Genomic DNA, 24,387 nt, shown 5'->3' on the forward strand with positions numbered 1-24,387 from the left:
CCAGCGCGTCGAGCCGCTCCCGAAAGCGGTGGTCGCACCGAGTTCCCGGAAACCGCGGAGCCTCTGGATTTCCAGTCATGGGCCTTTCCTTTTCAGGGCCGCACCACGCGGCGCATCTGGGTGTCAGTCGCGAACCGACGCGGAAAGGTTCATGGGAGCCATGGCCGGAGAACCCCGGCCGGCCCAAGAAAAGGATGTTGGATGCCTTGCGCAGAATGCTTGCGCGCCGCGCAGGCTGTTCTTATATACGCGCCAAGCCGTTCGGCGCCGGAATGCCGGTTGCCGAAGCGGAATTTCTTGTGAACAGGGGCTTTCGTCGGAACGCCTGTACGGGTCCTGAGAGCCTGCTTAGCGGAGAGATTAGAAAAATGGCAAAAGTAATCGGTATCGATCTGGGGACCACCAACTCCTGCGTCGCCATCATGGACGGCAAGGAATCGAAGGTCATCGAGAATGCGGAAGGCGCGCGCACGACCCCTTCCATCGTCGCCATCAACAGCGACGGCGAGCGCCTCGTCGGCCAGCCGGCCAAGCGCCAGGCGGTCACCAATCCCGAAAACACCATCTTCGCGGTCAAGCGCCTGATCGGCCGTCGCTATGACGATCCGGTTACGGAAAAGGACAAGAAGCTTGTCCCCTACAAGATCGTCAAGGGCGACAATGGCGACGCCTGGGTCGAGGCCGGCGGCAAGAAGCAGTCGCCCAGCCAGATCTCGGCAATGATCCTGCAGAAGATGAAGGAAACGGCGGAAGCCTATCTCGGCGAGAAGGTCGAGAAGGCGGTCATCACCGTTCCGGCGTATTTCAACGATGCCCAGCGCCAGGCCACCAAGGATGCCGGCAAGATCGCCGGCCTGGAAGTGCTGCGCATCATCAACGAGCCAACTGCGGCCGCACTTGCCTACGGCCTCGACAAGAAGGAAGGCAAGACTATTGCCGTCTATGACCTTGGCGGCGGCACGTTCGACATTTCGGTGCTCGAAATCGGCGACGGCGTCTTCGAGGTGAAGTCGACCAATGGCGACACCTTCCTCGGCGGCGAGGATTTCGACATGCGTCTGGTCGAGTATCTGGCGGCCGAGTTCAAGAAGGAACAGGGGATCGACCTGCGCAGCGACAAGCTCGCCCTTCAGCGCCTCAAGGAAGCGGCCGAAAAGGCCAAGATCGAGCTGTCGTCGACGACGCAGACCGAGATCAACCTGCCCTTCATCACTGCCGATGCCACCGGTCCCAAGCACCTGACGCTGAAGCTGACGCGGGCGAAGTTCGAGAGCCTGGTCGAGGATCTCGTCCAGCGCACGATCGATCCCTGCAAGGCGGCGCTCAAGGATGCCGGCCTCAAGGCCGGCGAAATCGACGAGGTCGTCCTGGTCGGCGGCATGACCCGCATGCCCAAGATCCAGGAGATCGTAAAGCAGTTCTTCGGCAAGGAGCCGCACAAGGGCGTCAATCCGGATGAGGTCGTCGCATTGGGCGCCGCCATCCAGGCCGGCGTGCTGCAGGGCGACGTCAAGGACGTGCTGCTGCTCGACGTGACGCCGCTGTCGCTTGGCATCGAGACGCTGGGTGGCGTGTTCACGCGGCTGATCGAGCGCAACACGACGATCCCGACCAAGAAAAGCCAAGTGTTCTCGACGGCCGAGGATTCACAGTCGGCCGTGACCATCCGCGTCTTCCAGGGCGAGCGTGAAATGGCCGCCGACAACAAGGCGCTCGGCCAGTTCGACCTGGTCGGCATTCCGCCGGCGCCGCGTGGCGTGCCGCAGATCGAGGTCACTTTCGACATCGACGCCAACGGCATCGTCAATGTCTCGGCCAAGGACAAGGGCACCGGCAAGGAGCACCAGATCCGCATCCAGGCGTCTGGCGGCCTTTCGGACGCCGACATCGAGAAGATGGTGAAGGACGCCGAAGCCAATGCCGAGGCCGATAAGAAGCGGCGCGCGCTGGTCGAGGCCCGCAACCAGGCCGAGGCGCTGGTGCATTCCTCGGAGAAGTCGCTGAAGGAGTATGGCGAGAAGGTTTCCGAGGCCGACCGCACGGCGATCGCCGATGCGATCGCGGCGCTGAAGACCGCTGCCGAAGGCGACGACGCGACCGAGATCGAAGCCAAGACGCAGGCGCTCGCCGAAACCTCGATGAAGCTCGGCCAGGCCATGTACGAAGCTTCGCAGAAGGAAGCCGCGGAGGCTGACGCCAAGGCGGATGCCGCCAAGGACAGCGACGTGGTCGATGCCGATTTCGAGGAAATCAACGAGGACGACGACAAGAAGAAGTCGGCCTGAGCGGCCTGACGGCAGATTATCGCAGAAAGCCCGGCGCAAAGCCGGGCTTTTTTGCAACTCTGGCCGAAAAAGTGCGGGCCTGATCGAAAAAATGCGAGCAAGCCCGCGTCGACACTGGCATCCAGGCGCCATCGCACCTAAATCGGAACAGCGTGCCGGCAAACGACGCAACAAGGCTTCCAGACGTTGAATATCCGGACTGCAGGAAAAGATGAAAGCTGATTTCTACGAAACGTTGGGTGTGCAAAAGGGGGCCGACGAGAAGGAGCTCAAGAGCGCTTTCCGCAAGCTCGCCATGCAGTTCCATCCGGATCGCAATCCCGGCGATCATGCCTGCGAGCACAAGTTCAAGGAAATCAACGAAGCCTACGAGACGCTGAAGGACCCGCAGAAACGCGCGGCCTACGACCGTTTCGGCCACGCCGCCTTCGAACAGGGCGGCATGAATGGCAGCGCACACGGCTTCGGCGCCGGCGGCTTCGCCGACATCTTCGAGGATATTTTCGGCGACATGATGGGCGGGCGCCAGCGCCGCTCCTCAGGTGGCCGCGAGCGCGGCGCCGACCTGCGCTACAATATGGAAATCACGCTGGAGGAGGCGTTTACCGGCAAGACCGCACAGATTCACGTGCCGGCCTCGATCTCCTGCACGGAATGCTCCGGCAGCGGCGCCAAGCCCGGCACCCAGCCCGTCACCTGCTCGATGTGCAATGGCCACGGCAAGGTACGCGCCACGCAAGGGTTCTTCTCGATCGAGCGCACCTGCCCGCAATGTCAGGGGCGTGGCCAGACCATCAAGGAGCCGTGCCCGAAATGCGCCGGCCAGGGCCGCGTCACCGAGGAGCGCTCGCTGTCGGTCAACATCCCGGCCGGTATCGAGGACGGCACCCGCATCCGCCTTGCCAATGAGGGCGAGGCCGGCCTGCGCGGCGGCCCGTCGGGCGACCTCTATATTTTCCTGGCGGTCAAGCCGCACGAATTCTTCCAGCGCGACGGCGCCGATCTCTACTGCAAGGTGCCGATCTCGATGACGACGGCAGCACTTGGCGGCTCCTTCGAGGTGGCGACGCTAGACGGCACCCAGACGAAAGTGAAAGTGCCGGAAGGCACCCAGAACGGCCGCCAGTTCCGCCTCAAGGGCAAAGGCATGCCGGTGCTGCGCCAGCACAATGTCGGCGACCTCTATATCCAGACCGCGGTCGAGACGCCGCAAAACCTTTCCCGCCGCCAGCGCGAGTTGCTGGAGGAGTTCGAGCAGGTTTCCTCGAAGGATAATTCGCCGCAGTCGAGCGGCTTTTTCGCCCGCATGAAGGACTTTTTCGAAACCTTCGGCGAGCGCTGATGCCTATTCTCGCCAATCCGGTGTAGAGTGCAATCAAGGCGAGGCTTCCCTAGCGTCATCAACATCTTATACCGGCGTCCGCCTTGCCTTGAACCCCGTAGCTGCTAAGTAGCCTCTTGGGGGAGCGTTCAGGAGAACTTGCATGGCACATGGTCCCGGACTGCGAAAGGCGCTGGCGGAAAAGTTCGACGACGAACTGAAGTTCTTCAAGGGCTGGATCGACAAGCCGAAGGCGGTCGGTTCGATCGTGCCGACCAGTTCCACCACGGCCCGCAAGATGGCCTCCGTCGTCAACCCGAACTCGGGCCTGCCGGTGCTCGAAGTCGGGCCTGGCACCGGCGTCATCACCCGAGCCATCCTCGCCCAGGGCGTAAAACCTGAAAATCTCTACGCAGTCGAATACTCGCCCGATTTCGTGCGCCATCTGCGCCAGCTCTATCCCGACGTCAACGTCATCGAGGGCGACGCCTTCAATCTCGATGCGACACTCGGCGACAAGAGCGGCCTGACCTTCGATTCGGTCGTCTCCGGCGTGCCATTGCTCAATTTCCCGGTCGCCCAGCGCATCGCCTATGTCGAAAGCCTTCTCGACCGCATCCCGACAGGCCGCCCGATCGTGCAGCTGACCTACGGCCCGCTGTCGCCGATCCCGCCCGGCCGCGGCGACTACACGGTCGAGCATTTTCATTTCGTCATCCGCAACATCCCGCCAACGCAGCTGTGGATATACCGGCGCGCGGCGCATTGATCAGTATTTGGTATTTGAGACGTGCCTGGCCTATACCTGTCGGCTGACAATGGGGGCCAATGGCAGTGATCCCGAAAATTCTCGTCTTCGCTGGCTCGATTCGCGCTGGCGCCTACAGCGGCAGGACCGCCGATGTGGCGCAGAAGGAACTCGCTCTGCAGGGTGCCGAGGTAACCCGCATCTCGCTTGCCGACTATCCGCTGCCGATTCTCGACGAGGATTTGGAAAAGGAGAAAGGCATTCCTGAAAACGCCATCAAGCTTGCCCGGCAGATCGCCGCCCATGACGGGCTGCTGATCGCGACGCCCGAATATAACGGCTCGATCCCGCCGCTGCTCAAGAACGCCATCGATTGGGTGAGCCGCGTGCGAATGGATGGCGGGCGGTCGTTCAGGCCGTTCACCGGCAAGCCCGCCGGCCTTTGTTCGTCTTCCAAAGGACATTTCGCCGGGGTACGCTGCATCAACCATCTGCGCGCCGTGCTGGTGCGCTGCAAGATGGAGGTGGTGACGCCGGAATGCTCGGTGCCGGAGGGCGGCAACGCCTTCGACGAGGACGGAAATTTCAGGGACGAGAGACTGCACAGATCGATGGAGCACCTATGCCGCACGCTGATCGAAACCTCGCGCATGCTGTCGACGCGGATCGAGGCCTGATCCAGGAGCGCGCCAGCACCATGCAAGACAGGCTGATCGTCGGCCTCGACGTGCCGACGCTGAAGGACGCCGAGAAGACGGTGCGTGAGCTCGACGGGATCGTCTCCTTCTACAAGATCGGCTACCAGCTCGCCTTCGCCGGTGGCCTCGATTTCGCCCGCGAGCTCGCCAGCGGCGGCACCAGGATCTTCCTCGACATGAAGCTGCTCGACATCGACAACACGGTAGCCAAGGGTGTCGAGGCCATTGCCAGGATGGGCATGACCATGCTGACGCTGCACGCCTATCCGAAGACGATGAAGGCAGCGGTCGAGGCCGCCAGGGGCAGCGATCTTTGCCTGCTTGGCGTCACCGTGCTGACCTCGATGGACGAGCAGGACGTGATCGACGCCGGCTATGAACATGACCCGCATACGCTGGTGCTGAGGCGCTCCGAACAGGCGCTGCATGCCGGCATGGGCGGCATCGTCTGCTCGGCCGAGGAAGCGGAAGCGGTGCGCCGGATCGTCGGGCCCAACATGGCCGTCGTCACGCCGGGAATACGGCCCAAGGGCAGCGACCATGGCGACCAGAAACGCGTGGTGACGCCGGCGCAGGCGATCCGCAACGGCTCCAGCCATCTCGTCGTCGGCCGGCCGATCGTCGGCGCCGCCGACAGGCGAGCGGTCGCGGAAGCGATTCTTGACGAAATGCGCTCGGCCTAACAATTCGGAGAAGAAGCATGCCCAAGGGATACTGGATCGCCCGCGTCGATGTGCGCGATGCGGAAGGCTACAAGGACTATGTCACTGCCGCCAAACCGGCTTTCGATCGCTTCGGCGCCGTTTTCCTGGCACGAGGCGGTGCGCATGAAAAGGCGGAAGGGCCGGGCCGAGACCGCAACGTAATCATCGAGTTTCCGTCCTTGGCTGCGGCGCACGATTGCTATCACTCGCCGGAGTATCAACGCGCCGTGACGATCCGCCAGAAAGTAGCCGACGGCGAGATCGTGCTGGTCGAAGGGGTTTAGTTCGACCGCCGTGGCGCGTGGTCTCATCGGAAATGCAGGCGAGCATGCACCTGCAGCGATCAAACCGAATGCAGGATGTAAAGCTTGCGCGTTTTCTCGTGGATGGTCCATTCGCCCCGCCAGCCAAGCGGCAGAACAAGCAATTCGCCGGGTCCGACATTTTTGGCCGCGCCCTCGGGACCGTGCAGCGTCACGCGGCCTGAGACGATGTGGCAGATCTCGGAATTCGTGTCGCGGCGCGCGGTGAACCGGCCCTGCGAACATTCCCAGACACCGACTTCGATCTTGCCATCATCCGAAGCCCAGAGGGTGTTGGCTGCTTCCAGCTGATCGCCTTCCACCGAGGTGGGTTTCGGCTGGGGCTCACCGAGGTCGATATGCGCAAGGTGGGCGAAGGTCTTGAAGTCGATCATGCTGTATATCCTCGAGGTGATGCGGTTCAATGCCCGGTGATGCGGTCTGCCAGGGCCGCTAGCCGCGATGTGCGCGGCAGCCCCTTTGCTTCCCGCTCGTCGGCAATCCGATAGAGCTGATACATCGAATGGACGCCCAGCCAGCGCAGCGGCTCTGGCTCCCACTTGCGCACGGTTCGATTGACCCAGGGAAGCCGGGTCAGCTCGGTGTCGTTGTCCAGCAGAAGATCCCTCAATGTGCGTCCCGAGAGGTTCGAGGTGGAAACGCCGAGGCCGACATAGCCGCCTGCCCAGCCTATTCCGGTCTGCTTGTCAAAGCCCACTGTCGTGCACCAGTCCCGCGGCACGCCGAGCGTTCCACACCACGCATGGTCGAGCTTGAGCCCCTTGGTCTGCGGCAGAAGCGTCGTCAGGATCTTGTGCAGCTTGTCGATCGTCGCCTGCTGGGTGACGCCTCGAAGGTCGGTTTTCGAGCCGAAGCGATAAGGCACCCCGCGCCCGCCCATGGCAATGCGTCCTTCCCGGGTGCGCTGCGCGTAGCAGTATGTGTGTGCGGCGTCGCCGAGCACCTCGTAGCCATCCCAGCCGATTTCGCTCCACAGCTTGTCGGACAACGGCTCGGTGACCACGATGGCGCTGTTGAGCGCCAACCAAAGTCTCTCGTGGCCGGCAATTCCCGCAGTGAAACCCTCGGTCGCCCGCACGATCATTTCCGCGCGCACCACGCCTCGGCTGGTTGTGACCTTGCCTTTTTCGATCGACAGCACGGTTGTCTGTTCATAGATCGGCACACCGAGGCGCTCCACTGCCTTGGCGAGCCCCTGCACTAGTTTTGCGGGCTGAACCCGCGCAACCTTCTTGATGACGAAGGCGCCGCGCGCGTTGTGCACCGCTATGCGCCGACGCATCTCGGCTGCATCGATATACCCCACACGTTCGTCAGTCAGCTCCCAGGACCTGGCATGGGCATACATCGCCTTGGCGCGCTGCTCCTGCGCCTCGTTGGTTGCGACCAGCAGTTCGTCGGTGCGGCGAATGTCGGCGTCGATGCCTTCGGTTTGCGCGACCGATATGACCTCGTCGACCGTGCCCATCATTGCCGCCTGCATGGCAACGACTCCAGCGCGCGACGATGCCCTCTCATATTTTTCGCGCGACCATGAGAACCCGCCGGACAGCCAGCCGCCATTGCGTCCCGAAGCACCGAAGCCGGCGAACTCCTTCTCGACGATGACAATGTTGAGGTGGGGCGCTGCCTGCTTCAGATAATAGGCGGTCCAAAGGCCGGTATAGCCGGCGCCGACGATGCAGACGTCGGCCATGATATCGCCCTGCAGCGGCGGCCGATAGCCGGGCACGCCGCCGATGTCGGCATACCAGAATGAAACGTCGCCGTTCTTCTTCACGTCCATTGTCGAGATTTTCCCAGATAGGATTCAGGTCAGCGTGAAATCGGCGTTTTCGTCGTCCGCCAACAGCTTCACGTCGGTGCCCGCGAACACGAGATCAACCTCGTCGCCGATGGCGAAGGTCTCGGCGTCCAGCGAAGAGCGCACGATCGCCTTGGAGGTGTCGGCCAGCACGACCTCGTATTTGGAGCCCGATCCGAGATAGATGGCCTCGCCGATGCGCCCGGGCAGGGTGTTTCGACCCTGTCCGCCCTTCCCCCGTCTGGCGAGGCTCAGCTTCTCCGGCCGCAGCAGCATCACGGGTTTGGCGCCGTCGGCAAGGCGTTTGGCGGCAGCCACTTTCCGCCCTTCTATGTCAATGGCGGTCTCGTTCCCGGAGGTGGAGGCTGCGCCGCGCAGTATCGTCGAGTCGCCGACGAATTTTCCGACGAACAAGGTCTCGGGCTCGTCGTAGAGCTGGCGACCGGTGCCGATCTGCTCGATGCGTCCCTGGTTGAACACGGCGATGCGGTCCGAGAGGACCAGGGCCTCCTCCTGGTCGTGCGTGACATAAACGAAGGTGGTGCCCAATTCGCGGTGGATCCGTTTGATTTCGAGCTGCAGCCATTCACGGAGCTTCTTGTCGAGCGCGCCGAGCGGCTCGTCCATCAGAAGCAGCGGTGGGTCGAATACGATGGCACGCGCCAGTGCGACGCGCTGCTGCTGGCCGCCGGAGAGCTCGCTGGGGAAGCGGTGGCCGAAATCCGCCATCTTCACCATGTCCAGCGCCTTGCGCACCCGGGCCTCGCGATCGGGATTGGCGATGCCACGCAAGGTGAGGGGATATGCGACGTTCCTGCTGACCGTCATGTGAGGAAACAGCGCGTAGTGCTGGAAGACCACGCCGATGTTGCGTTTATGCGCCGGTACGCCGATGACGCTCTTGCCGCCGACATCAAGCGAACCCGAACTGACCTCGGTGAAGCCGGCGATGACGTTGAGCGTGGTCGTCTTGCCCGAACCGCTGGGCCCAAGCAGCGTCATGAACTCCCCCGGCTTGATGCCTAGCGAGACTTTATCGAGAGCGATGAAGCTGCCATAGTGTTTGCTGACGGATTTGAGATCGATGGCTGCGCCGCGAGTGGATGGTGAGGCCATGTCAACGTCTTCCCTGTCTCGAACCGATCAACAGCCCCGCCCCGATCACCAGCGACGTAGTGATGAAGAGCAGCGTGCCCACCGCCGCAACGGTGGGATCGGCGTCCCGGGTAATGCTCGAGAATATCTGGACCGGCAGTGTCTTCAGATAAGGGCTGGTGATGAACAGCGCGACGATGATCTCGTCGAATGAGGTGACGAACGCAAACAGCAGGCCCGACAGGATGCCCGGCGCGATCAGCGGCAACGTCACCGTCCTGAACGCCGTCAGCCGGGTTGCGCCGAGGCTGGCCGCAGCAGTTTCCAGCCGTTTGTCGAAGACTTCCAGGCTGGCGGAGACGGCGATGATGACGAAAGGAACGGCGAGCATGGTGTGGGCAAGCACGAAGCCGGTCATCGTGCCGACCAACCGCGTATCGAGATAGACCGCATAGATTCCAACGGCGAGCACCACCCCCGGCACGACCATTGGCGTGATCAGCAGCGCGCGCAGCACGCCGCTGACGCGGCTTTTCATGCGATCGAGGCCGAATGCCGCCAGCGTGCCGATGACGGTGGCGAACACCGCCGTGACAACGGCGACCTTGAGCGAACCGATCAGGCTCGCCGACCATTCGGGGTTGGTGAAAAAGTTCTGGTACCACTGCCAGGAAAAGCCGGATGGCGGAAAGGCCAGCGACTTCTTGTCGTTGAACGACATCGGCACGACGACGATTGTCGGTGCGACCAGCCAGACCGCGACGAGCAGGCAGTACAGACCGAGCAGGATTCGACCGGCCTGTTTCATCAGCGTCTCGAGCCCGTCTTGTGCGGTTGCCTCGACAGCGGTGCTGCGAGCGCGAGCAGGACGAAGGTCGCGATCAACAGCACCACACCCATCGCACCGCCGCGGCCCCAGTTTAGCAGGCTGAGCACCTGGTTCTGGATCAGGGTCGAGAGCATGGTCGAACGCGGACCGCCGAGCAGCGCGGGGGTGATGTAGAACCCGAGCGCAAGAATGAACACGATGATGGCGCCTGCGTAGACGCCCGGAAGCGAGAGCGGCAGATAAACCTGGGCAAAGGCGCGCGCCGGGCTCGCGCCGAGGCTCCGTGCCGCCTGCATGAGCCGCAGGTCGATCGTTTTCATCACCGAATAGAGCGGCAGGATCATGAACGGCAGCAGCACCTGCGCCATGCCGATCACCACGCCTGTCTGCGTGCGGATCAGCTTGACCGGACCAAGGCCGCCTGCCCGGATGGCGGAGTTGATCACGCCGGAATCCTGCAAAAGGATGACCCATGCCAGGGTGCGCACCACACCGCTCACCCAGAACGGCACCAGCACGCACAGGATGAGGACGAGCCGCATCTTGGGCCCGACTGCGGTCATCACATAAGCATAGGGATAGCCGGCAATGAGACATACCAGCGTCACCCAGGCGGAGATCGCGAAGGTGCGCTGAAGTACGGTCAGGTTGACCGGTGTGCCGAAGAACCAGGCATAGTTCTGCCATCCCCATTGCGGCTCGGAAAAGCTGCGCAAGGTAACGATGGCGAGCGGCAGACCCAGGCAGATGACGAGCAGCAGCAGCGCCGGCGCGACGAGCCAGAAAGCCTGTCCACGAAACCAGCGCCGCCGGTCGTCTGCGGCGACAGCCGGAACAGTGTTCCGGCTGTCGATTGCTCTCGTTGCCACGGTGGCGGACCTAGTTGCCCGCCATCAACGCGTTCCACTTTTCGTTCGCTACCTCGAAGTTCTCCACCCAGAACTTGATGTTCTGCTGGTAACCGAGCTTCAGCTTGTCCGGCGTGTTGGTCATGAACGCCGCTGTGATCTCGTCCACTTCGGGCTTCGCGTCCTTGTGGATCGGGGTATACGAGGTGGTTTTTGCAAGCGTCTCCTGCGCGCTCTTGCCGACATAGGCGTTGATCAGCGCATGCGCCGCGTCGGGGTCCTTGACGCCCATCGGAATGGTCATCTGGTCCATCACGACCAGCCAGTCCTGCCACGCCGGCGTGTACTTCGCGCCGTTCTTCACCGCAGTCATGGCACGTCCGGTCCACATCGCGATCATGTCGGCTTCGCCGGATTCGGCGAGCTGCTGGGAATCGGCTCCGGTCTTCCAGAAGATCGTGTCCGGACCGAGCGACCTCACCTTCTCGATCGCCTTGTCGATATCGGCAACCGTCATGTTTTCCACCGATCCGCCGGCGGCGAGCAATGCCTGCTCGATCATGCCGCCGGAGAGATCGCCGCTGCCCTCCAGAGCGCGCGAGCCCGGGAACTTCTCGATGTCGAAGAAATCCTTCCAGCTCTTGGGCGGGTTATCCTTGTACTTTTCGGTGTTGTACATCAGCACCACGCCATAGTTCATGGCCGGCACACTGCATTCGCTGATCTGGCCCTCCGGAATGTTGGACGTATCGATCTTCGAGAAGTCCAGCTTCTGGAACAGCTTGCCACAATAGACGTAGGGCGGGAAATCGCCGGTATCGACAACGTCCCAGGTGACATTGCCGGACTCGACCTGCGCCTGCAGTTTCGAGATTTCGGTTGGCCCGTCGCTGAGCAGCGTCACTCCGGACTTGTCGACGAACTCCTTCAGCGCGGCGATCTGACCATCCTGGTAAATGCCTCCATACGAGACGAAGGTAAGCGTCTTGCCCTTCAGCGAGCCCTCGGCCACCTCGCCCGCCACGGGCTTGCTCTGTGCAAGCGCTGCGGTGGTGATCATCAACAGCCCGAGTGCGGCCACCTGTCCGATCTTGGTCTTCATAGTTTTATCTCCCATTTATGTGCACCCGCATTAGTTCGGTTCGCCCGGCTGCGAGGCTTGTCCGGGCGTGTATCGATTGAGTTCCGCCGCGCCGCTGGTCGGGGGCGCGATGATCCAGAGCACCTGCGCCGGCGTCTTGCCGATGTTTGCCGTGCGATGCGGCGTCGAGGTTGCGTATTCGATGCTGTCGCCCTCGTTCATAACGAAGCGCTCGTCTGCCAGCGTCAGCTCGACTGTTCCCTTCAGAACGACGAACATCTCGTGCTTGCCGCCATGCGTGTAAGCATCGTTACCGGTCGAACCGCCGACGTCGAAATCCCCCGAATAAACCTCGAATTCATGGATCGGCCGCCGCGACAGCAACGTCTTTCGACAGCCGTGGCTGATCGGCAGCAGTGGGCGGTCGCCTCTGGTGAGCACCTTGTGGAACCCACCTTCGGTCTGCTCGAACAGGTCGTTGATGCCGAGATCCAACGCAGCCGCGATCCGCATCAGGGTGCTGGCGCTGGCGCCGCTCAGATTGCGCTCGAGCTGGCTGATGAAGCTCGCCGTCGTGCCGACCATGTCGGCCAGCTGGCGAAGCGAAATGCGTCGGGCCGTGCGAATGGCCTTAATCCGCCCACCGACATGCTTCGCCTTGTCCGCGTCCGCCGCTGCCAGCGCGGCCACGTCCGGGGATGTCGCAAGGTCGACTTTCACCGAGTGCCTCCTTCACTTAACACCCTATTAAGTGAGGTGCCGGAACGCAAGCGATTTGTCGAGATACGATACGATCCCGGGTCGCCGAGGGCAGCTTCACGCAGGATTTCTGCTCAGCACGCGGCCATTCGGTTAAAACGGCTCGCCGCGGTCTCGGCCATCGCATCGGCGAGGCCCATCTCCCATTGCGTGCGGCAATAGGCGCGGAAATCGAAGCAGGGCAGGCCGGGGCAGACCTCGAATTCGATGAGATGGACGCTGTCGTCGGCTTCGACCCGGAAATCGATGGAAAATACATCTCGCAGGCCGAGCCCGGTCATCAGGCTTTGCGCGATCCGTCGGATCTTTGCATCGGCTCGCGGCTGGCTGGCGGCGACCGGCAGCAGCTCGGGCTCGGCGTATGTCCCCGCCTCCCTGGCAGCCTCGCCGGTGTCGCCATAGAGCGCCAGGCTGTCTGCCATGGTCTGGAAATCACCGCCCGAATCGACAAAGGCGACGCCGAGCGCCTCGACGCCGGTGTCCGGCTTGAGGCCGAGATAGCTCGCGCGCACATTGCGCCCGGCTACATAGGGCTGCACGACGACGTCGTCGCGATAGGCGGCGAACACACGCCGGCTAAGTTCCAGCGCATGGCCGAGATCGGCACAGCGCGAGTCCGGCCAGATGCCGATCTTGGCGCCGAGCCGGTTCGGCTTGACAAACCAGCCTGCCGGCGAAGCCGGGGGCTCGACCAGCCAATGACCGTCGCGGGCTAAACCGGCTTGCGGCACCGGCAGGCCGAGTGCACCGAGCACGGCGCCGGAGCGGAACTTGTCCTGGCACAGCGCAAACAGCGCGTCATCGGCACCGATCACCTTCAGGCCATTCAGCCGTGCCAAAGCAGGTGCGGCGCCGCCACGGAAATAAGAGATGCCGTCGGTCAGCGTCCAGACAAGCGTGGACTTTGGCCCCTCGCCGGCGAGAGCGCTCGCGGCATCGTCGAGCGCCACTGCAACAAAGGACAGGCCGCGTGTCAGGCAGGCCGCGGCCAGCGCATCGAACTCAGAGGCGATGTCGGTCGATTGCGCCAGATACGAGGCGATTTCGGCGGCGCGCGCCGCCACGTGGCCATCGGCGACCAGCCGGTCGAAGCAAGCCTTTTCGGGCTCGTAGACAAGGATCAGCTTCGGCTTGCGGCTTGACATGGGATGAACGATTCCCGGGGATGAACGGGTCCTGGCAGCGCGATTGCCTACCATCGCACGGCGAATGTATCAGGCCTTCGCGGAAAACCGACGTCAGCTGGACGCCTGCACGACAGTGCTGGTGCGATCTTCTTGTTTGACCATGATCTTTTCCGAACCAAAGGTTCGGATCATGGTCTAGGCGATCAGCACGCGCGGCTCGAAGCGGCCGTTGACTGGAATGTCGAGCAGAAATGTCATGCCGGCTTGCGGGTCCAGCAGGCGCTGCTTCTCATTCTTGCCCGACCAGGCTGAAGTCACCGCCAGCCGGTCGGCATTCCTGCCGACAAAGGCCGGGCAAGACGGTTGCGTCACCTGCATCGCGACCGAACGGATGAGCTTGCCGTCAGGCCCGTAGGCTTCGATGACGCTGCCGCCCCAGCAGGCGTTCCAAAGAACACCGTCGCGATCGAGCACCGAACCGTCGATATAGCCCTTGGCCTTGCGATGATCGACGAAGATCTTCGGTTCGCCGACTGGCAGGCCGGTCGCTGGATTGCAGGCGACGCGCATCAACAGGCCGGTGCTGGTATCGGTGTAACAGGCGACCGTTCCGTCCTCGGAAAAGCAGATCGAATTCGACACGGTGATGTCCGAATAGAGCCGACGCAGCTCCCCCTTGAAGAACCAGTAGATCGAGCCGGCGGCCTTTTCCTCCCCCTTGCCCATCGTGCCGACCCAGAAGGCGCCGCAGGGATGGACGCGCGAATCATTCGAGCGCGTCACCGGATTGTCGGCCTCGATCGCCGTGTGCAGCGTCATCTTGCCGGTCGCGACGTCGCGGACATGCAGGCCGGTTTCGGTAGCGATCAATTGTCTGTTGTCATCGATGACGGCGATGGCGCTGGCCATCTGGCCAAGCTCGTGGATTTTGACCGCACCGCCGGAAAGGTGCTTTTCCAGAAGCTGGCCGTTGACGATGTCGAACCAGTAGAGCGTATCAGTGGCGGGGTCATAGCTCGGGCCTTCGCCGAGCTGGCAGACATGGTCGGAAAGAACAGAAACGATGGCTTCGTTCATCGCCCTGCTCCAAACGCCGCATCCCAGGCGACGACTGCGGCCTGTGCTCGCGTTGCCACCTCATCCACGTTCATACCAGGCTTGAACAAGCTGGAGCCGAGGCCGAAGACGCCGACGCCAGCAGCTTTGTAGCCGGCAAAGTCCTTTTCCGACACACCACCGACCGCGCCGACCAGCATATCGGAAGGCAAAACCGCGCGCATCGCCGCGATGCCGGCCGCGCCGAGCACGCTGGCCGGGAAGAATTTCAGCGCCGAGGCGCCGAGCCGGACCGCCTGGAAGGCCTCGGTCGGCGTGAACACGCCGGGCATCGTCACCATGCCGTAATTCATCGCGCGACCCATGACCTCGGCATCGATGTTGGGGCTGACCAGCAGCCGCCCGCCGGCCTTTTGCAACCCGTCGACATCGGCCGCGGTCAGCACAGTGCCGGCGCCGACCAGTGCCGTCGCCGGCAGCGCGTCCGCGATCCTTGCGATCGAGGCGAAGGGCTCCGGCGAATTGAGCGGAACTTCGATCGCTTCGATGCCGGCCTCGAAGATCGCCCGGCCAATGGCCACCGCCTCGTCCGGCTTGAGGCCGCGCAAGATGGCGACAAGGCCGCGCTCGAGCTTCGGAAATGGTGCGGTCTCGGTCATGCGGCAACTCCGCTTCCAGCAATCATGCCATTTTCGCGCGCCGCGTCGATCAGGCCCGCACGCACCGCCTCGTCGGCATCGACGGTCCGAACCGCGAGTCCAGCGAGGCCGAGCGCCTCCGTGTACAGCGCGCCGAGCGCGCCGGAAGCGACCAGCACGACCGACCCGCCTTTCCCATAGCGCCGGCTGGCCGAGGCGATCTCGCCGCCGATCAGCAGGCCGGACAGGCAAGCAGCGGCATCGTCGGGCTTCAGGTCCTGAAGCAGGCCAGCGGCGCGGATCGAGAACAGTCTCGACGTGACATCGCCGCCGTCGGCAAGCGCTTGCTCGGACCAGCGCCGGAAAAACGGATTGCCTGGTGCAACCGGCTGGGGCTGCTCGCCCAGCGAATGGCGCAGGATCGAATGCGCCGCCAGCACCGAAAACAGCTCGCCGGTCGGCCACGTGCCGAAACCGGCAACAGCGCCGTCCTCGACCAAAACCCATTTCGAATGGGTCCCGGGCATGCAGACGAGATGACGGCCCTTTGCCGGCAAACCAGCGCCGGCCAGCTGCGTTTCCTCGCCGCGCATGACGTCGGGCGCATCGGCCTGGCGCTGGGCAAGCCCCGGCACGATACGGATGTCGCGGCGCTGGCCGGGGATGCGCGCAGCGCCGGCAAGGATGGCGCCGATCGGCGCCGGCACGGTGACATAGGGCGCCTCCAGCCAGCCCTGGCGCGAGCCGGCCATGCCGCAGATGATGACGGGCATCGCTTCCGGCGCGCCCATCGCCGCCAGATGTCCTTCGAGGACGGTCGAAAACCCGGCGGCCTGCGCAGTGATCAGCCCGTCGTCGCCGCGGCGCTCGGCAAGGACGTTTCCGGCCTCATCGATCAGCCAGACCCGGAGACGGGTTGTGCCCCAATCGACGGCGGCAACGGCCGGCACCTTGTTCGGAAATCCTGGGCTCACAGGAAGCCCCCATCGACGATCAACATCTGTGCGGTCAGCATCCGCGAGGCGTCCGACGCCAGGAACAGCACTGTGCCGACAATGTCTTCCGGCTGCATCACCTGCTTGATGCATTGCTTGGCAACGTGGGCGGCGAGCGCCTGTTCGGTGACCCAGAGCTCCTTCTGCCGCTCGGTGATCACCCAGCCGGGTGCGATCGCATTGACGCGAATGCCGTCGGCGCCGAGCTTGCCGGCAAGCCCCTTGGTCAGGCCGACGATGCCGGCCTTGGCGGCGGTATAGGCCGGCATGTCGGGGTGGTTGATCAGAAACGACGTCGACGTGAAGTTGATGATCGAGCCGCCGCCGGCGCGCTTCATGCCCGGCGCTACCGCCTGTGCGGAGAAGAAATGCGGACGTAGATTGATTGCCTGGTTGTTGTCCCAGAACTGCACTGTGACCTCTTCCACCGCGTGGCGATCATCAAGTGCTGCATTGTTGACCAGCACGGTGACGTCGCCATGCGCTTCGGCCGCCTTGGCGGCTGAAGCCCGCAGCGCCTCGACATCGCGTATGTCTGTCTTGAGATAGAGAGGCCGGCGGCCGAGATCCTTCTCGATGCGGTCGGCCAGCGCAAGGCTCGGGCCATCGGCGATGTCGATGAAGGCGACCTTCGCTCCCTGGCGGGCAAAGCCCTCGGTCAGCGCCGCGCCGATGCCGGAGCCGCCGCCGGTGATCAGCACCGAGGCACCTTGAAGGTCGGCAAAGCGTGCCGATGGCATCATTTTTTTCTCCCTGCGCATGAACCCGGAAATCGGTTTCGATTTTCGGAAAGGATCATGCGCAAAATCAAAGTGCTACAGCGTCCTTTGCGCGTCCAAAAGGACGCGCGGCGCTGTAGGCTCAGTCGGCGCGCATCCTAGCCAGCCCGGTCGGGGGAGCAAGGGAGAAAAACCGATTCCCGATGCTTATGTCAGACAAAAAGACGATCACGCCCCACTACGCATCCTTGCAGCGGCGGCCAACCCCACGAAGGCATCGAGCGCACGCACAGCCTCGCTTTGTCTGCAACTGGCCGACAGACGCCCCCGCTTGCAGCAGGCAATCCTCAAAATGTCGCGATTGGCAGATGACCGGCGAGGTTGTAAGGGCAAGCACAGCTGCCCATCCGATCCGCCGGAGATCCGCCATGCCTCTGAAAATCGCCGTCCAGATGGACCACATCTCCACCGTCTCGATTGCGGGCGACACGTCTTTCGCGCTGTCGCTGGAAGCGCAGCGGCGCGGCCACCGGCTGTTCCATTATACGCCCGACCGGCTGTCGCTGCGCGGCGGCAAGGTGTTTGCCCGCATCGAGGAAATGCAGGTCCGCGATGAGAAGGGCAATCACTATTCGCTCGGTGAAGAGGTCCGCACCGACCTGTCGGAGATGGACGTCGTCCTGCTCAGGCAGGATCCGCCGTTCGACATGAACTACATCACCACGACGCACATCCTCGAGCGCATCCATCCCAAGACACTGGTGGTCAACGACCCGGCGTGGGTGCGCAACAGCCCGGAAAAGATCTTCGTCACCGAATTTCCCGACCTGATGCCGGAAACGCTGATCACCAAGGACCCGCTGGAGGTCGCCGCCTTCCGCAAGGAGTTCGGCGACATCATCGTCAAGCCGCTCTACGGCAATGGCGGCGCCGGCATCTTCCACCTGCACGAGGCCGACCGCAACCTTGCTTCACTGCTCGAAATGTTCGGCCAGTTGTTCCGCGAGCCCTATATCGTGCAGCGTTATCTGAAGGAAGTGCGGGCCGGCGACAAACGCGTCATCCTGATCGATGGTGAGCCGGTCGGCGCCATCAACCGGGTGCCGGCCGAGCATGATTCACGCTCCAACATGCATGTCGGCGGCCGCGCCGAAAAAACCGAACTGACGGCGCGCGAACGCGAGATCTGCGCCCGCATCGGCCCGTCGCTGAAGGAGCGCGGTTTTATCCTCGTCGGCATCGACGTTATCGGCGACTACATGACCGAGATCAACGTGACGTCGCCGACCGGCGTGCGCGAGGTGCAGCGTTTTGGCGGCGCCGATATTGCGAGCCTGTTCTGGGACGCGGTCGAGGACAAACGCAAGTAGCGCACGCTTGGCGGAACAGCGTTTTTCCGACCCAGAGCGCCGCGACGCCATCAGATTGTAACGTTCAATTGTTCCCGTAATGTTCTTGCCTTTGCCCAAAATCTGTGGTTGTCTCCGGTAACGCCGTTCGCGGCATGATCGCATGGGCTTCGGGCGAGCCCATGTCCGGGGGCTGAAAAATGGTTGCGCGGGTCCGTACGGTCGCTTTCCAGGGCATCGAGGCCGTGCCGGTCGACGTGCAGGTGATGATCGCACCGGGCAAGGTCAACATGCACATCGTCGGTCTCGGCGACAAGGCGGTGGCCGAGAGCCGGGAGCGGGTGCAGGCGGCGCTGCATGCGTCGGGCCTGTCGATGCCGTCGAAGAAGGTCACGGTCAATCTGGCGCCGGCCGACCTGCCCAAGGAAGGCAGCCATTACGATTTGCCGATCGCGCTCGGCCTGATGGCGGCATTGGGCGCCATTCCGGGCGACATGCTGGCCGGCTATGTCGTGCTTGGCGAGCTGTCGCTCGACGGCACCATCGCCGCGGTGGCCGGCGCGCTGCCGGCGGCGATCGGCGCCAATGCCGAAGGCAAGGGCTTGATCTGTCCTTTCGCCTGCGGCCCGGAAGCGGCGTGGGCCGGCAAGGATTTCGACATTCTGGCGCCGCACAGCCTGATCGCCATCGCCAATCATTTTCGCGGCACGCAGGTTCTGTCGCGGCCGGAAGCCGGCATCCATGCCGCGGCGCGCGACCTGCCTGATCTCGCCGACATCAAGGGCCAGGAGACCGCCAAGCGGGCACTCGAAGTGGCGGCGGCCGGCGGTCACAATCTGCTCATGTTGTGCTTCATTAATCCAGTGAAAGCGGCGGGTTCGACCGTCCATTGTGCCAACTGACACCACCTTCATCGAGGCTTCCAATGGTCGATTCCGCGCCGAATGCCTGAACCAGCACTGGTTCCTCAGCCTTGCGGATGCGGCCGAAAAGTTGGAGGATTGGCGCAAATACTACAACGAGGTGCGCCCACATGGCGAAATCGGCCACAAGGTTCCGATCTCGTTGATCAATCCCGATGGCGCCACCAGCCCGCCATCGTGAAACAGCCGGAAAACTCCACCTTCCGGCGGTCCAAAGAATGGTATCGGATCACCAGAACACGAGGCTTTAATCCCCACCAGATGAAAGTTCCGTGGCAGGTCACAACGTAAGCCGAGCGCCCGCATATTCCGACGACGCCGATGCAGTCTCAGACGAGGGGATGACTTCTAACGTCGAAAAATTGTTCAGTGCTTCCCACGGCTGGACCGCTTGCAGATAGAGGGTGCTGGCAGTAAACTAGAACTGGGCATGCTACATCGGCACAGTAGTATTCGGCCCGTGCTATGGGAATGGGAGCGCCCCATGGACCCGAGAGGCAATTGGCTCAATTGTGTAGCGGCGTTTGTCGTGGCCGCCTCGTTCAGCGGCGGTCAGGCTTTTGCAGGTCTTGTTGCTGATTCATCTAAGTTCTGGGCTTTTCCGCCGGGGGGCCCGAAGGTCATTCCGGTCTGCTGGGAAGATGGCAACGGGGATACGTCCCATCAAGAACTTGTCCGGCTCGCGATCGAGGAAAGTTGGCAGTCCGCTTCGGCGGTGCGCTTCGAAGGGTGGCGGGGGTGCGAGACCGAGAGCCGCGGGGTAAGGATTCATGTCGACGATATATCCCCGCACGCGAGGCGCATCGGGCGGGCGCTTGACGGCCTGCCGAACGGGATCGTGCTCAATTTCGAATTTCGGGAATTTGCACCGACCTGCAGCCTCAGCGAAGACACCCGGAGGCGCTGCATTTACGCTACTGCGGTCCATGAATTTGGCCACGCCCTCGGCTTCATTCACAGCGAGTACCGAGTCGATGTGCCGCCCACGTGTCAGGCTCTCCAAAACGACGTAGGCGCGCCTCCAACCGAGGTTCCGGTCTTGATCACGCCGTTCGATCCGGACTCCGTGATGAGTTTCTGCGGGAAAGTCTGGCTGAATGATGGGCGCTTAACCGAATTGGACCGAAGGGGAGTGGCGTCGGTTTATGGCGAGCCTTCAAAGTCGAAAGACGAGAACTCGACCATCGGTTGGCAGTCTAGGCGGGATCCTAATAAGAACATTGGGGCACAGATAAGCGATCTCTATCTCACGTTGTTCAATTTGTCGCAACTGCCCACTCGTGCGTCAGTCAACTATCAATCAGGCCCGTTCGACATCGAGCAGCATTATCTGAACCAAAGGTTGTACTTCGGAACGGATTTCACTGTTGAGATGCATGCCCTCGCGTGCGACCTGAATCCGCAGTTGTGCACGCGGGAGAAAGTTTTGGCGCCGAACGATTTGCTCGGCGATCACACCAAACACGTGGGAGGTTTTCTCCCCTCACACGGCGAATGGATGATCCGCCCGTTCGAGGGAATCTACGTCCCTAACGTCTCGTTTGCGCGCAGCATCGACATCGCGACAGTTACAAAAACCCGCGACCAAAACATTGAAGACATATTGGAGTCGACTCAAGGATGCGAACACGTCGACGAGCAGTGCCTTGATCTAGTGGCGCGCCTCAATCGAGGGCTAGATATCAAAAAAGATTTCGGCGGCATCATCCGGGTGCCGACGCTCGCGCTGACTTCGGTCATCGATGTATCGTGTGACGCTGGGCTGTGTGCTGGAGGATTTGATCCGGAAACGGCTCGCATTGCGGCAGAACGTCTGGGCACGACCGCGAAACCGCCGTCGATGGACCCTCCCGGCACGAAACCTGCGGGGGCTCCGGTTCCCCGGGGCGTCAGCGGGAGCGACATTGTTCGGGATCCGACGAAGGCGGTCAAAAGCCTTAATCCAAATCTCTGGGGTGGTATCTCAAAATCCCTTCCCTTCAGCCTCGAAGCCGAGAGTTTGTTTTCGAGCCAGAGGTCGGTCTTCGACTTCATCAGCTTTCCCTGGGTCAGTTCCGATTACCCCGTGGAGTTCCAAAGACGGGTTGAGATCGGAATCGTTGAGGTCGGATTGCGCGCGCGCCATTGCGATTTGTCCGACGACAGCAAACTGCGGGTCTGGTCGGTCAGGTTGCCTGCGGTGACGCCCATCGCGCCGGCTCCGCTGGATATCCGAGACGCTCCTGGGGCGATGAACTGTGCCAGCGGCCCGCCGGTCCGCGGAACGGCTTCGGACCACGGAATGCATGTCGTCGGCATCATTGGAGCCCAGGTCAACGGGGCAGGAATCGCGGGGCTCAATCCTTTTGCGAACATACGAGCGCTCGAATACAAGAGCGATCAACTGAAGAAAAAGGAATATCAGAACGCCTTCGCGGCCGAGATCGAAAACCTCTTCTTCCAGGACGACGTACGGGTCGTCAATATGAGTTTCCGGTACGAGCCGGACGTCGAAGTTCCCGAGGATGAAACTTCGCTTCGCCCAACAACAGATCGTTTGCAGGAGATCATCGAGAAGCTCGGAAAAGACGTGCTTTTCGTCGCGGCCGCGGGACATTCGAGTTCCGGAATGGACCTCAGCAGGTTCTGCAACGTCTACCCAGCTTGCTTGAACCTCCCGAACGTCATCTCGGTCGCCGCCCTCGAGCCGGTCGGACCGGATTCGAGGATAATGGAACGTGAGAATTTCGGGGAGCAGGTTTCGATCGGGGCGCTCGGAACGAATATCCTTAGCACGGGGAGCGCGAACAACTATGTAGTACTGAGCGGTTCGTCCATGGCCGCTCCGCAGGTCACCGCAGTCGCCTCGCTGCTCTTTGCAAAGGCAAGGAACGCCACCCCGGTCCAAGTCAAGAACCGTATCCTAGGTTGCGCAAAGCCGACTAGGAGCCTCATCCGCAAGGTCTGGAGCGGCGTCTTGGACGCGACTTGCGCTCTCGACAAACCGGATCAGGGGCGGCTCGTCTTGGAAAATCCCAAAGATATTTTGTACGGAACCATTATCGGAGGCATAGGCATCGATGGCAGCCCGCTAAGGCGGGCGACATTCCTCGATCTGGCCGTGGACGAAGAGATCAGGCCGAGCTGGAAAAACATCTACGCGCTACACCGCGACCCGATGGGCTTGGGTCGCTTAATCCTGTTCACCGCTAGACAGCCCAATGCGCAGATGTCGGAGTTGCTCCGTCGTCCGGAGCTGGTTCCCGCGCCAGAGGTCGAGCAGTCGATTCTGTTTCGGGACGAAACGGGCGCAGATTCGAAGATCGAACTTAGCCGCATCGTGTCATTCGTAGGCCCTCTAAACTAAGGAGCGGTGAATGGGAAAGTATGGTTGGGCTTTGCTCACGGCAATGTTCGCGCTGACTGGGGTCGCCCACGCACAACCGGGTCCCGAGCCAGCTGGGGATCGGGAGGTTCTCAATCGAACGTTCTCCGAGTTCGAGGAAATTGGGTCGAACGGCAGCTTCATCGCGCGGACAGACGCCAGAAACCCCCGGGGGGACGCGTTCCGCCTGTATTTCGACGAGATCAAGACGACGTCCGACCGCGGCTTCGTCGTTCGCATCATCGGGGCCGAAGGTATATTGACCGAAATTCCCGGCGAAGAGTTCACGAAGGCTGAAGTTTACGCCTCGCATATCTTGGTCGGATCGGACGTGACGGTTGAAGTCGAGGCGCCATCGAAGCCGAGCGGCTTGTCGTTCCGCTTGGCCACGCTCCACTACGAGGCGCCAAGCGGCGAGCCGCTGTCGGTTACAGAGCCGGATCAGCGACGCAAGACGCGTAACCTGCCCGAAGCGTCGCCAATGCGGATCGCGGCTCGATCCGTCGCGAAGCTCACGTTCCAAGCGGAGGACGGCCTCGAATACCTCTGCAGCGGCTTTTTGATTGCGCCGTCTCGGCTTCTGACGAACGAACATTGCATCAATACGGAGCAGCGGTGCAATACGGCCCTAGCTATTTTCGGCTATCTGGATGACAGTGCCAACGTCGAGCAGGTTCGCTGCAGCTCGATTTTGCGGGTCGATGCAGGGCGCGATCTCGCGCTGCTTCAGTTGGAGGCCTCAGCAGGCAGCCGATGGGGTGTCCTCTCGTTGGCGAAAGCGCCGCCTGGACTGGAAGCTTCGCTTTACATACCGCAGCACCCGGGCGGGCGTCCGCAAGAGGTGTCAATCGCGGACTGCAAGCTGGTTGAGACAAACGCAGCCGGAGTTTCTGGTCCCACTGATTTCGCAAACAACTGCGACACTGAGGGAGGCGCTTCAGGTTCTCCTGTTATTGACTTAACCACCAACGAAGTGGTCGGGTTGCATCACTGGGGTTTCGAGCCCGCTCCGTCGCAGTATCAGAACTTGAATAGAGCTGTGCGGATCGACGAAGTCCGGGCGGTCATCGACGCTGTCCGTTGAGAACTTTGCGCGCGGCGGATGTTGCAATGGGCCATGACCAAGATTGAATGGAGCCGTATGCGCTGAAAGTGCACGTACGGTTCGGGGAGGAGAAGCGCCCCCACCGAGCATATCAAGGCAGCCCAACCCGTTCATTGTCCTCATCAAAAGCGCATCAAACGTAAAGTTAGAACCATCAGGATTGACTTTCAGCGATTTTTCAACAATTCTACATTCGGCTGAGGAGGAAAATTGTTTACCTCAATAGTATTTCTGCTGGGACTATCGGCACTTTATTTCTGGTGTCCGTCACAGGCACCAGCTGAGGAACTTGACGGACAGCAAACATTCATCGCGAATTGTGCTCCTTGTCACACCCTGGCGGAGGGTGACCACTTATTTGGACCTTCTCTGTCGGGTGTCTACGGACGGCTGGTCGGTCAAGCAATTGGATATTCCTACTCTCAGTCTTATTTAGACGCAGGAGAGCGCGGCGTAGTGTGGGACGCCGCGCATCTAGATGCCTTTCTCGCTAATCCTACGGGCTTTCTCTCTGGTGAACTCGGGGTGGAAGCGCAAAACGCCATGCCCACGCGCTATCCCGACATAGCTGTGCGAGCAGCCATCATCCGATATCTGTCGCAATTGTCTCACTAGA

22 protein-coding genes and 2 pseudogenes are annotated in these 24,387 nt (G+C 62.0%); 12 read left to right on the top strand and 12 right to left on the bottom strand.

From position 1 onward, the window contains the following. Nucleotides 1–368: 368 nt before the first annotated feature. The 6 genes from dnaK (at nt 369) to ACWTU7_RS13110 (ending at nt 6,040) form a co-directional block, all read left to right on the top strand. Nucleotides 369–2,285, top strand: a complete 1,917-nt coding sequence (gene dnaK, locus ACWTU7_RS13085; RefSeq protein WP_065006542.1) for a molecular chaperone DnaK — start codon at nt 369–371, stop codon at nt 2,283–2,285. Between the two features lie 211 nt (nt 2,286–2,496). Beyond that, nucleotides 2,497–3,627 carry a molecular chaperone DnaJ gene (dnaJ, locus tag ACWTU7_RS13090; protein ID WP_029347835.1) on the top strand — a complete coding sequence of 377 codons (1,131 nt, stop codon included), beginning with the start codon at nt 2,497–2,499 and terminating at the stop codon, nt 3,625–3,627. A gap of 142 nt (nt 3,628–3,769) precedes the next feature. After that, nucleotides 3,770–4,375, top strand: a complete 606-nt coding sequence (gene pmtA, locus ACWTU7_RS13095) for a phospholipid N-methyltransferase PmtA (RefSeq protein ID WP_455838833.1) — start codon at nt 3,770–3,772, stop codon at nt 4,373–4,375. A 59-nt stretch (nt 4,376–4,434) separates the two neighbouring features. Then, nucleotides 4,435–5,031, top strand: a complete 597-nt coding sequence (locus tag ACWTU7_RS13100) for an NADPH-dependent FMN reductase (protein ID WP_029347838.1) — start codon at nt 4,435–4,437, stop codon at nt 5,029–5,031. 20 nt (nt 5,032–5,051) lie between these two features. Beyond that, nucleotides 5,052–5,735: an orotidine-5'-phosphate decarboxylase gene (pyrF, locus tag ACWTU7_RS13105; RefSeq protein WP_455838834.1), complete on the top strand. Its 684-nt coding sequence runs from the start codon at nt 5,052–5,054 to the stop codon at nt 5,733–5,735. A 17-nt stretch (nt 5,736–5,752) separates the two neighbouring features. Beyond that, the gene (locus ACWTU7_RS13110) at nt 5,753–6,040 is read left to right on the top strand and encodes a DUF1330 domain-containing protein (protein WP_029347841.1); all 288 of its coding nucleotides are present in this window, start codon (nt 5,753–5,755) and stop codon (nt 6,038–6,040) included. Between the two features lie 59 nt (nt 6,041–6,099). Here ACWTU7_RS13110 and ACWTU7_RS13115 read toward each other — a convergent pair whose 3' ends face one another. The 12 genes from ACWTU7_RS13115 to ACWTU7_RS13170 form a co-directional block, all read right to left on the bottom strand. Then, nucleotides 6,100–6,453, bottom strand: a complete 354-nt coding sequence (locus tag ACWTU7_RS13115; RefSeq protein ID WP_455838835.1) for a cupin domain-containing protein — start codon at nt 6,451–6,453, stop codon at nt 6,100–6,102. A 26-nt stretch (nt 6,454–6,479) separates the two neighbouring features. Then, a complete protein-coding gene (locus ACWTU7_RS13120; RefSeq protein ID WP_455838836.1) occupies nt 6,480–7,865 on the bottom strand; it encodes an NAD(P)/FAD-dependent oxidoreductase in 1,386 nt (461 codons plus the stop codon). Between the two features lie 24 nt (nt 7,866–7,889). Further along, entirely contained in the window at nt 7,890–8,999 is a 1,110-nt protein-coding gene (locus tag ACWTU7_RS13125; protein ID WP_455838837.1) for an ABC transporter ATP-binding protein, read from the bottom strand. Nucleotide 9,000: 1 nt separating this feature from the next. Continuing rightward, the gene (locus ACWTU7_RS13130; protein ID WP_455838838.1) at nt 9,001–9,786 is read right to left on the bottom strand and encodes an ABC transporter permease; all 786 of its coding nucleotides are present in this window, start codon (nt 9,784–9,786) and stop codon (nt 9,001–9,003) included. Then, nucleotides 9,786–10,676 (bottom strand): ABC transporter permease, encoded by an 891-nt coding sequence (locus tag ACWTU7_RS13135; RefSeq protein WP_455838839.1) that lies wholly within the window; start codon nt 10,674–10,676, stop codon nt 9,786–9,788. Before ACWTU7_RS13135 ends, ACWTU7_RS13130 begins: the two co-directional genes overlap by 1 nt. A 10-nt stretch (nt 10,677–10,686) precedes the next feature. Further along, nucleotides 10,687–11,757 (bottom strand): extracellular solute-binding protein, encoded by a 1,071-nt coding sequence (locus ACWTU7_RS13140; RefSeq protein WP_029347850.1) that lies wholly within the window; start codon nt 11,755–11,757, stop codon nt 10,687–10,689. Nucleotides 11,758–11,787: 30 nt separating this feature from the next. Then, nucleotides 11,788–12,456 carry a helix-turn-helix domain-containing protein gene (locus ACWTU7_RS13145; RefSeq protein WP_455838840.1) on the bottom strand — a complete coding sequence of 223 codons (669 nt, stop codon included), beginning with the start codon at nt 12,454–12,456 and terminating at the stop codon, nt 11,788–11,790. 113 nt (nt 12,457–12,569) lie between these two features. Next, nucleotides 12,570–13,640 carry a D-alanine:D-lactate ligase-like protein gene (locus tag ACWTU7_RS13150; protein WP_455838841.1) on the bottom strand — a complete coding sequence of 357 codons (1,071 nt, stop codon included), beginning with the start codon at nt 13,638–13,640 and terminating at the stop codon, nt 12,570–12,572. Nucleotides 13,641–13,817: 177 nt separating this feature from the next. Beyond that, nucleotides 13,818–14,699 carry an SMP-30/gluconolactonase/LRE family protein gene (locus ACWTU7_RS13155; RefSeq protein WP_455838842.1) on the bottom strand — a complete coding sequence of 294 codons (882 nt, stop codon included), beginning with the start codon at nt 14,697–14,699 and terminating at the stop codon, nt 13,818–13,820. Then, a complete protein-coding gene (locus ACWTU7_RS13160) occupies nt 14,696–15,337 on the bottom strand; it encodes a 2-dehydro-3-deoxy-6-phosphogalactonate aldolase (protein ID WP_455838843.1) in 642 nt (213 codons plus the stop codon). Before ACWTU7_RS13160 ends, ACWTU7_RS13155 begins: the two co-directional genes overlap by 4 nt. Next, entirely contained in the window at nt 15,334–16,290 is a 957-nt protein-coding gene (locus tag ACWTU7_RS13165; protein WP_455838844.1) for a 2-dehydro-3-deoxygalactonokinase, read from the bottom strand. The genes ACWTU7_RS13160 and ACWTU7_RS13165 overlap by 4 nt, the downstream gene beginning before the upstream one ends. Next, entirely contained in the window at nt 16,287–17,054 is a 768-nt protein-coding gene (locus tag ACWTU7_RS13170) for an SDR family NAD(P)-dependent oxidoreductase (protein ID WP_455838845.1), read from the bottom strand. The genes ACWTU7_RS13165 and ACWTU7_RS13170 overlap by 4 nt, the downstream gene beginning before the upstream one ends. A 404-nt stretch (nt 17,055–17,458) precedes the next feature. On the opposite strand from ACWTU7_RS13170, the gene gshB reads away from it, so the two are divergent. The 6 genes and pseudogenes from gshB (at nt 17,459) to ACWTU7_RS13200 (ending at nt 24,386) form a co-directional block, all read left to right on the top strand. Beyond that, nucleotides 17,459–18,400, top strand: a complete 942-nt coding sequence (gene gshB / locus ACWTU7_RS13175; RefSeq protein WP_455838846.1) for a glutathione synthase — start codon at nt 17,459–17,461, stop codon at nt 18,398–18,400. Between the two features lie 179 nt (nt 18,401–18,579). Continuing rightward, nucleotides 18,580–19,227 (top strand): annotated as a pseudogene (locus ACWTU7_RS13180) (magnesium chelatase domain-containing protein); the annotation flags it as partial. 46 nt (nt 19,228–19,273) lie between these two features. Continuing rightward, nucleotides 19,274–19,483: pseudogene (locus tag ACWTU7_RS13185) on the top strand (integrase core domain-containing protein); the annotation flags it as partial. Nucleotides 19,484–19,786: 303 nt separating this feature from the next. Further along, nucleotides 19,787–22,648, top strand: coding sequence for a S8 family serine peptidase (locus ACWTU7_RS13190; protein ID WP_455838847.1), 2,862 nt, complete (start codon nt 19,787–19,789; stop codon nt 22,646–22,648). A gap of 10 nt (nt 22,649–22,658) precedes the next feature. Next, the gene (locus ACWTU7_RS13195; RefSeq protein WP_455838848.1) at nt 22,659–23,750 is read left to right on the top strand and encodes a trypsin-like serine peptidase; all 1,092 of its coding nucleotides are present in this window, start codon (nt 22,659–22,661) and stop codon (nt 23,748–23,750) included. Between the two features lie 231 nt (nt 23,751–23,981). Next, nucleotides 23,982–24,386: a c-type cytochrome gene (locus ACWTU7_RS13200; RefSeq protein WP_455838849.1), complete on the top strand. Its 405-nt coding sequence runs from the start codon at nt 23,982–23,984 to the stop codon at nt 24,384–24,386. The last annotated feature ends 1 nt before the right edge of the window (nt 24,387 follow it).

It is taken from the genome of Mesorhizobium sp. BHscii (assembly GCF_053848065.1).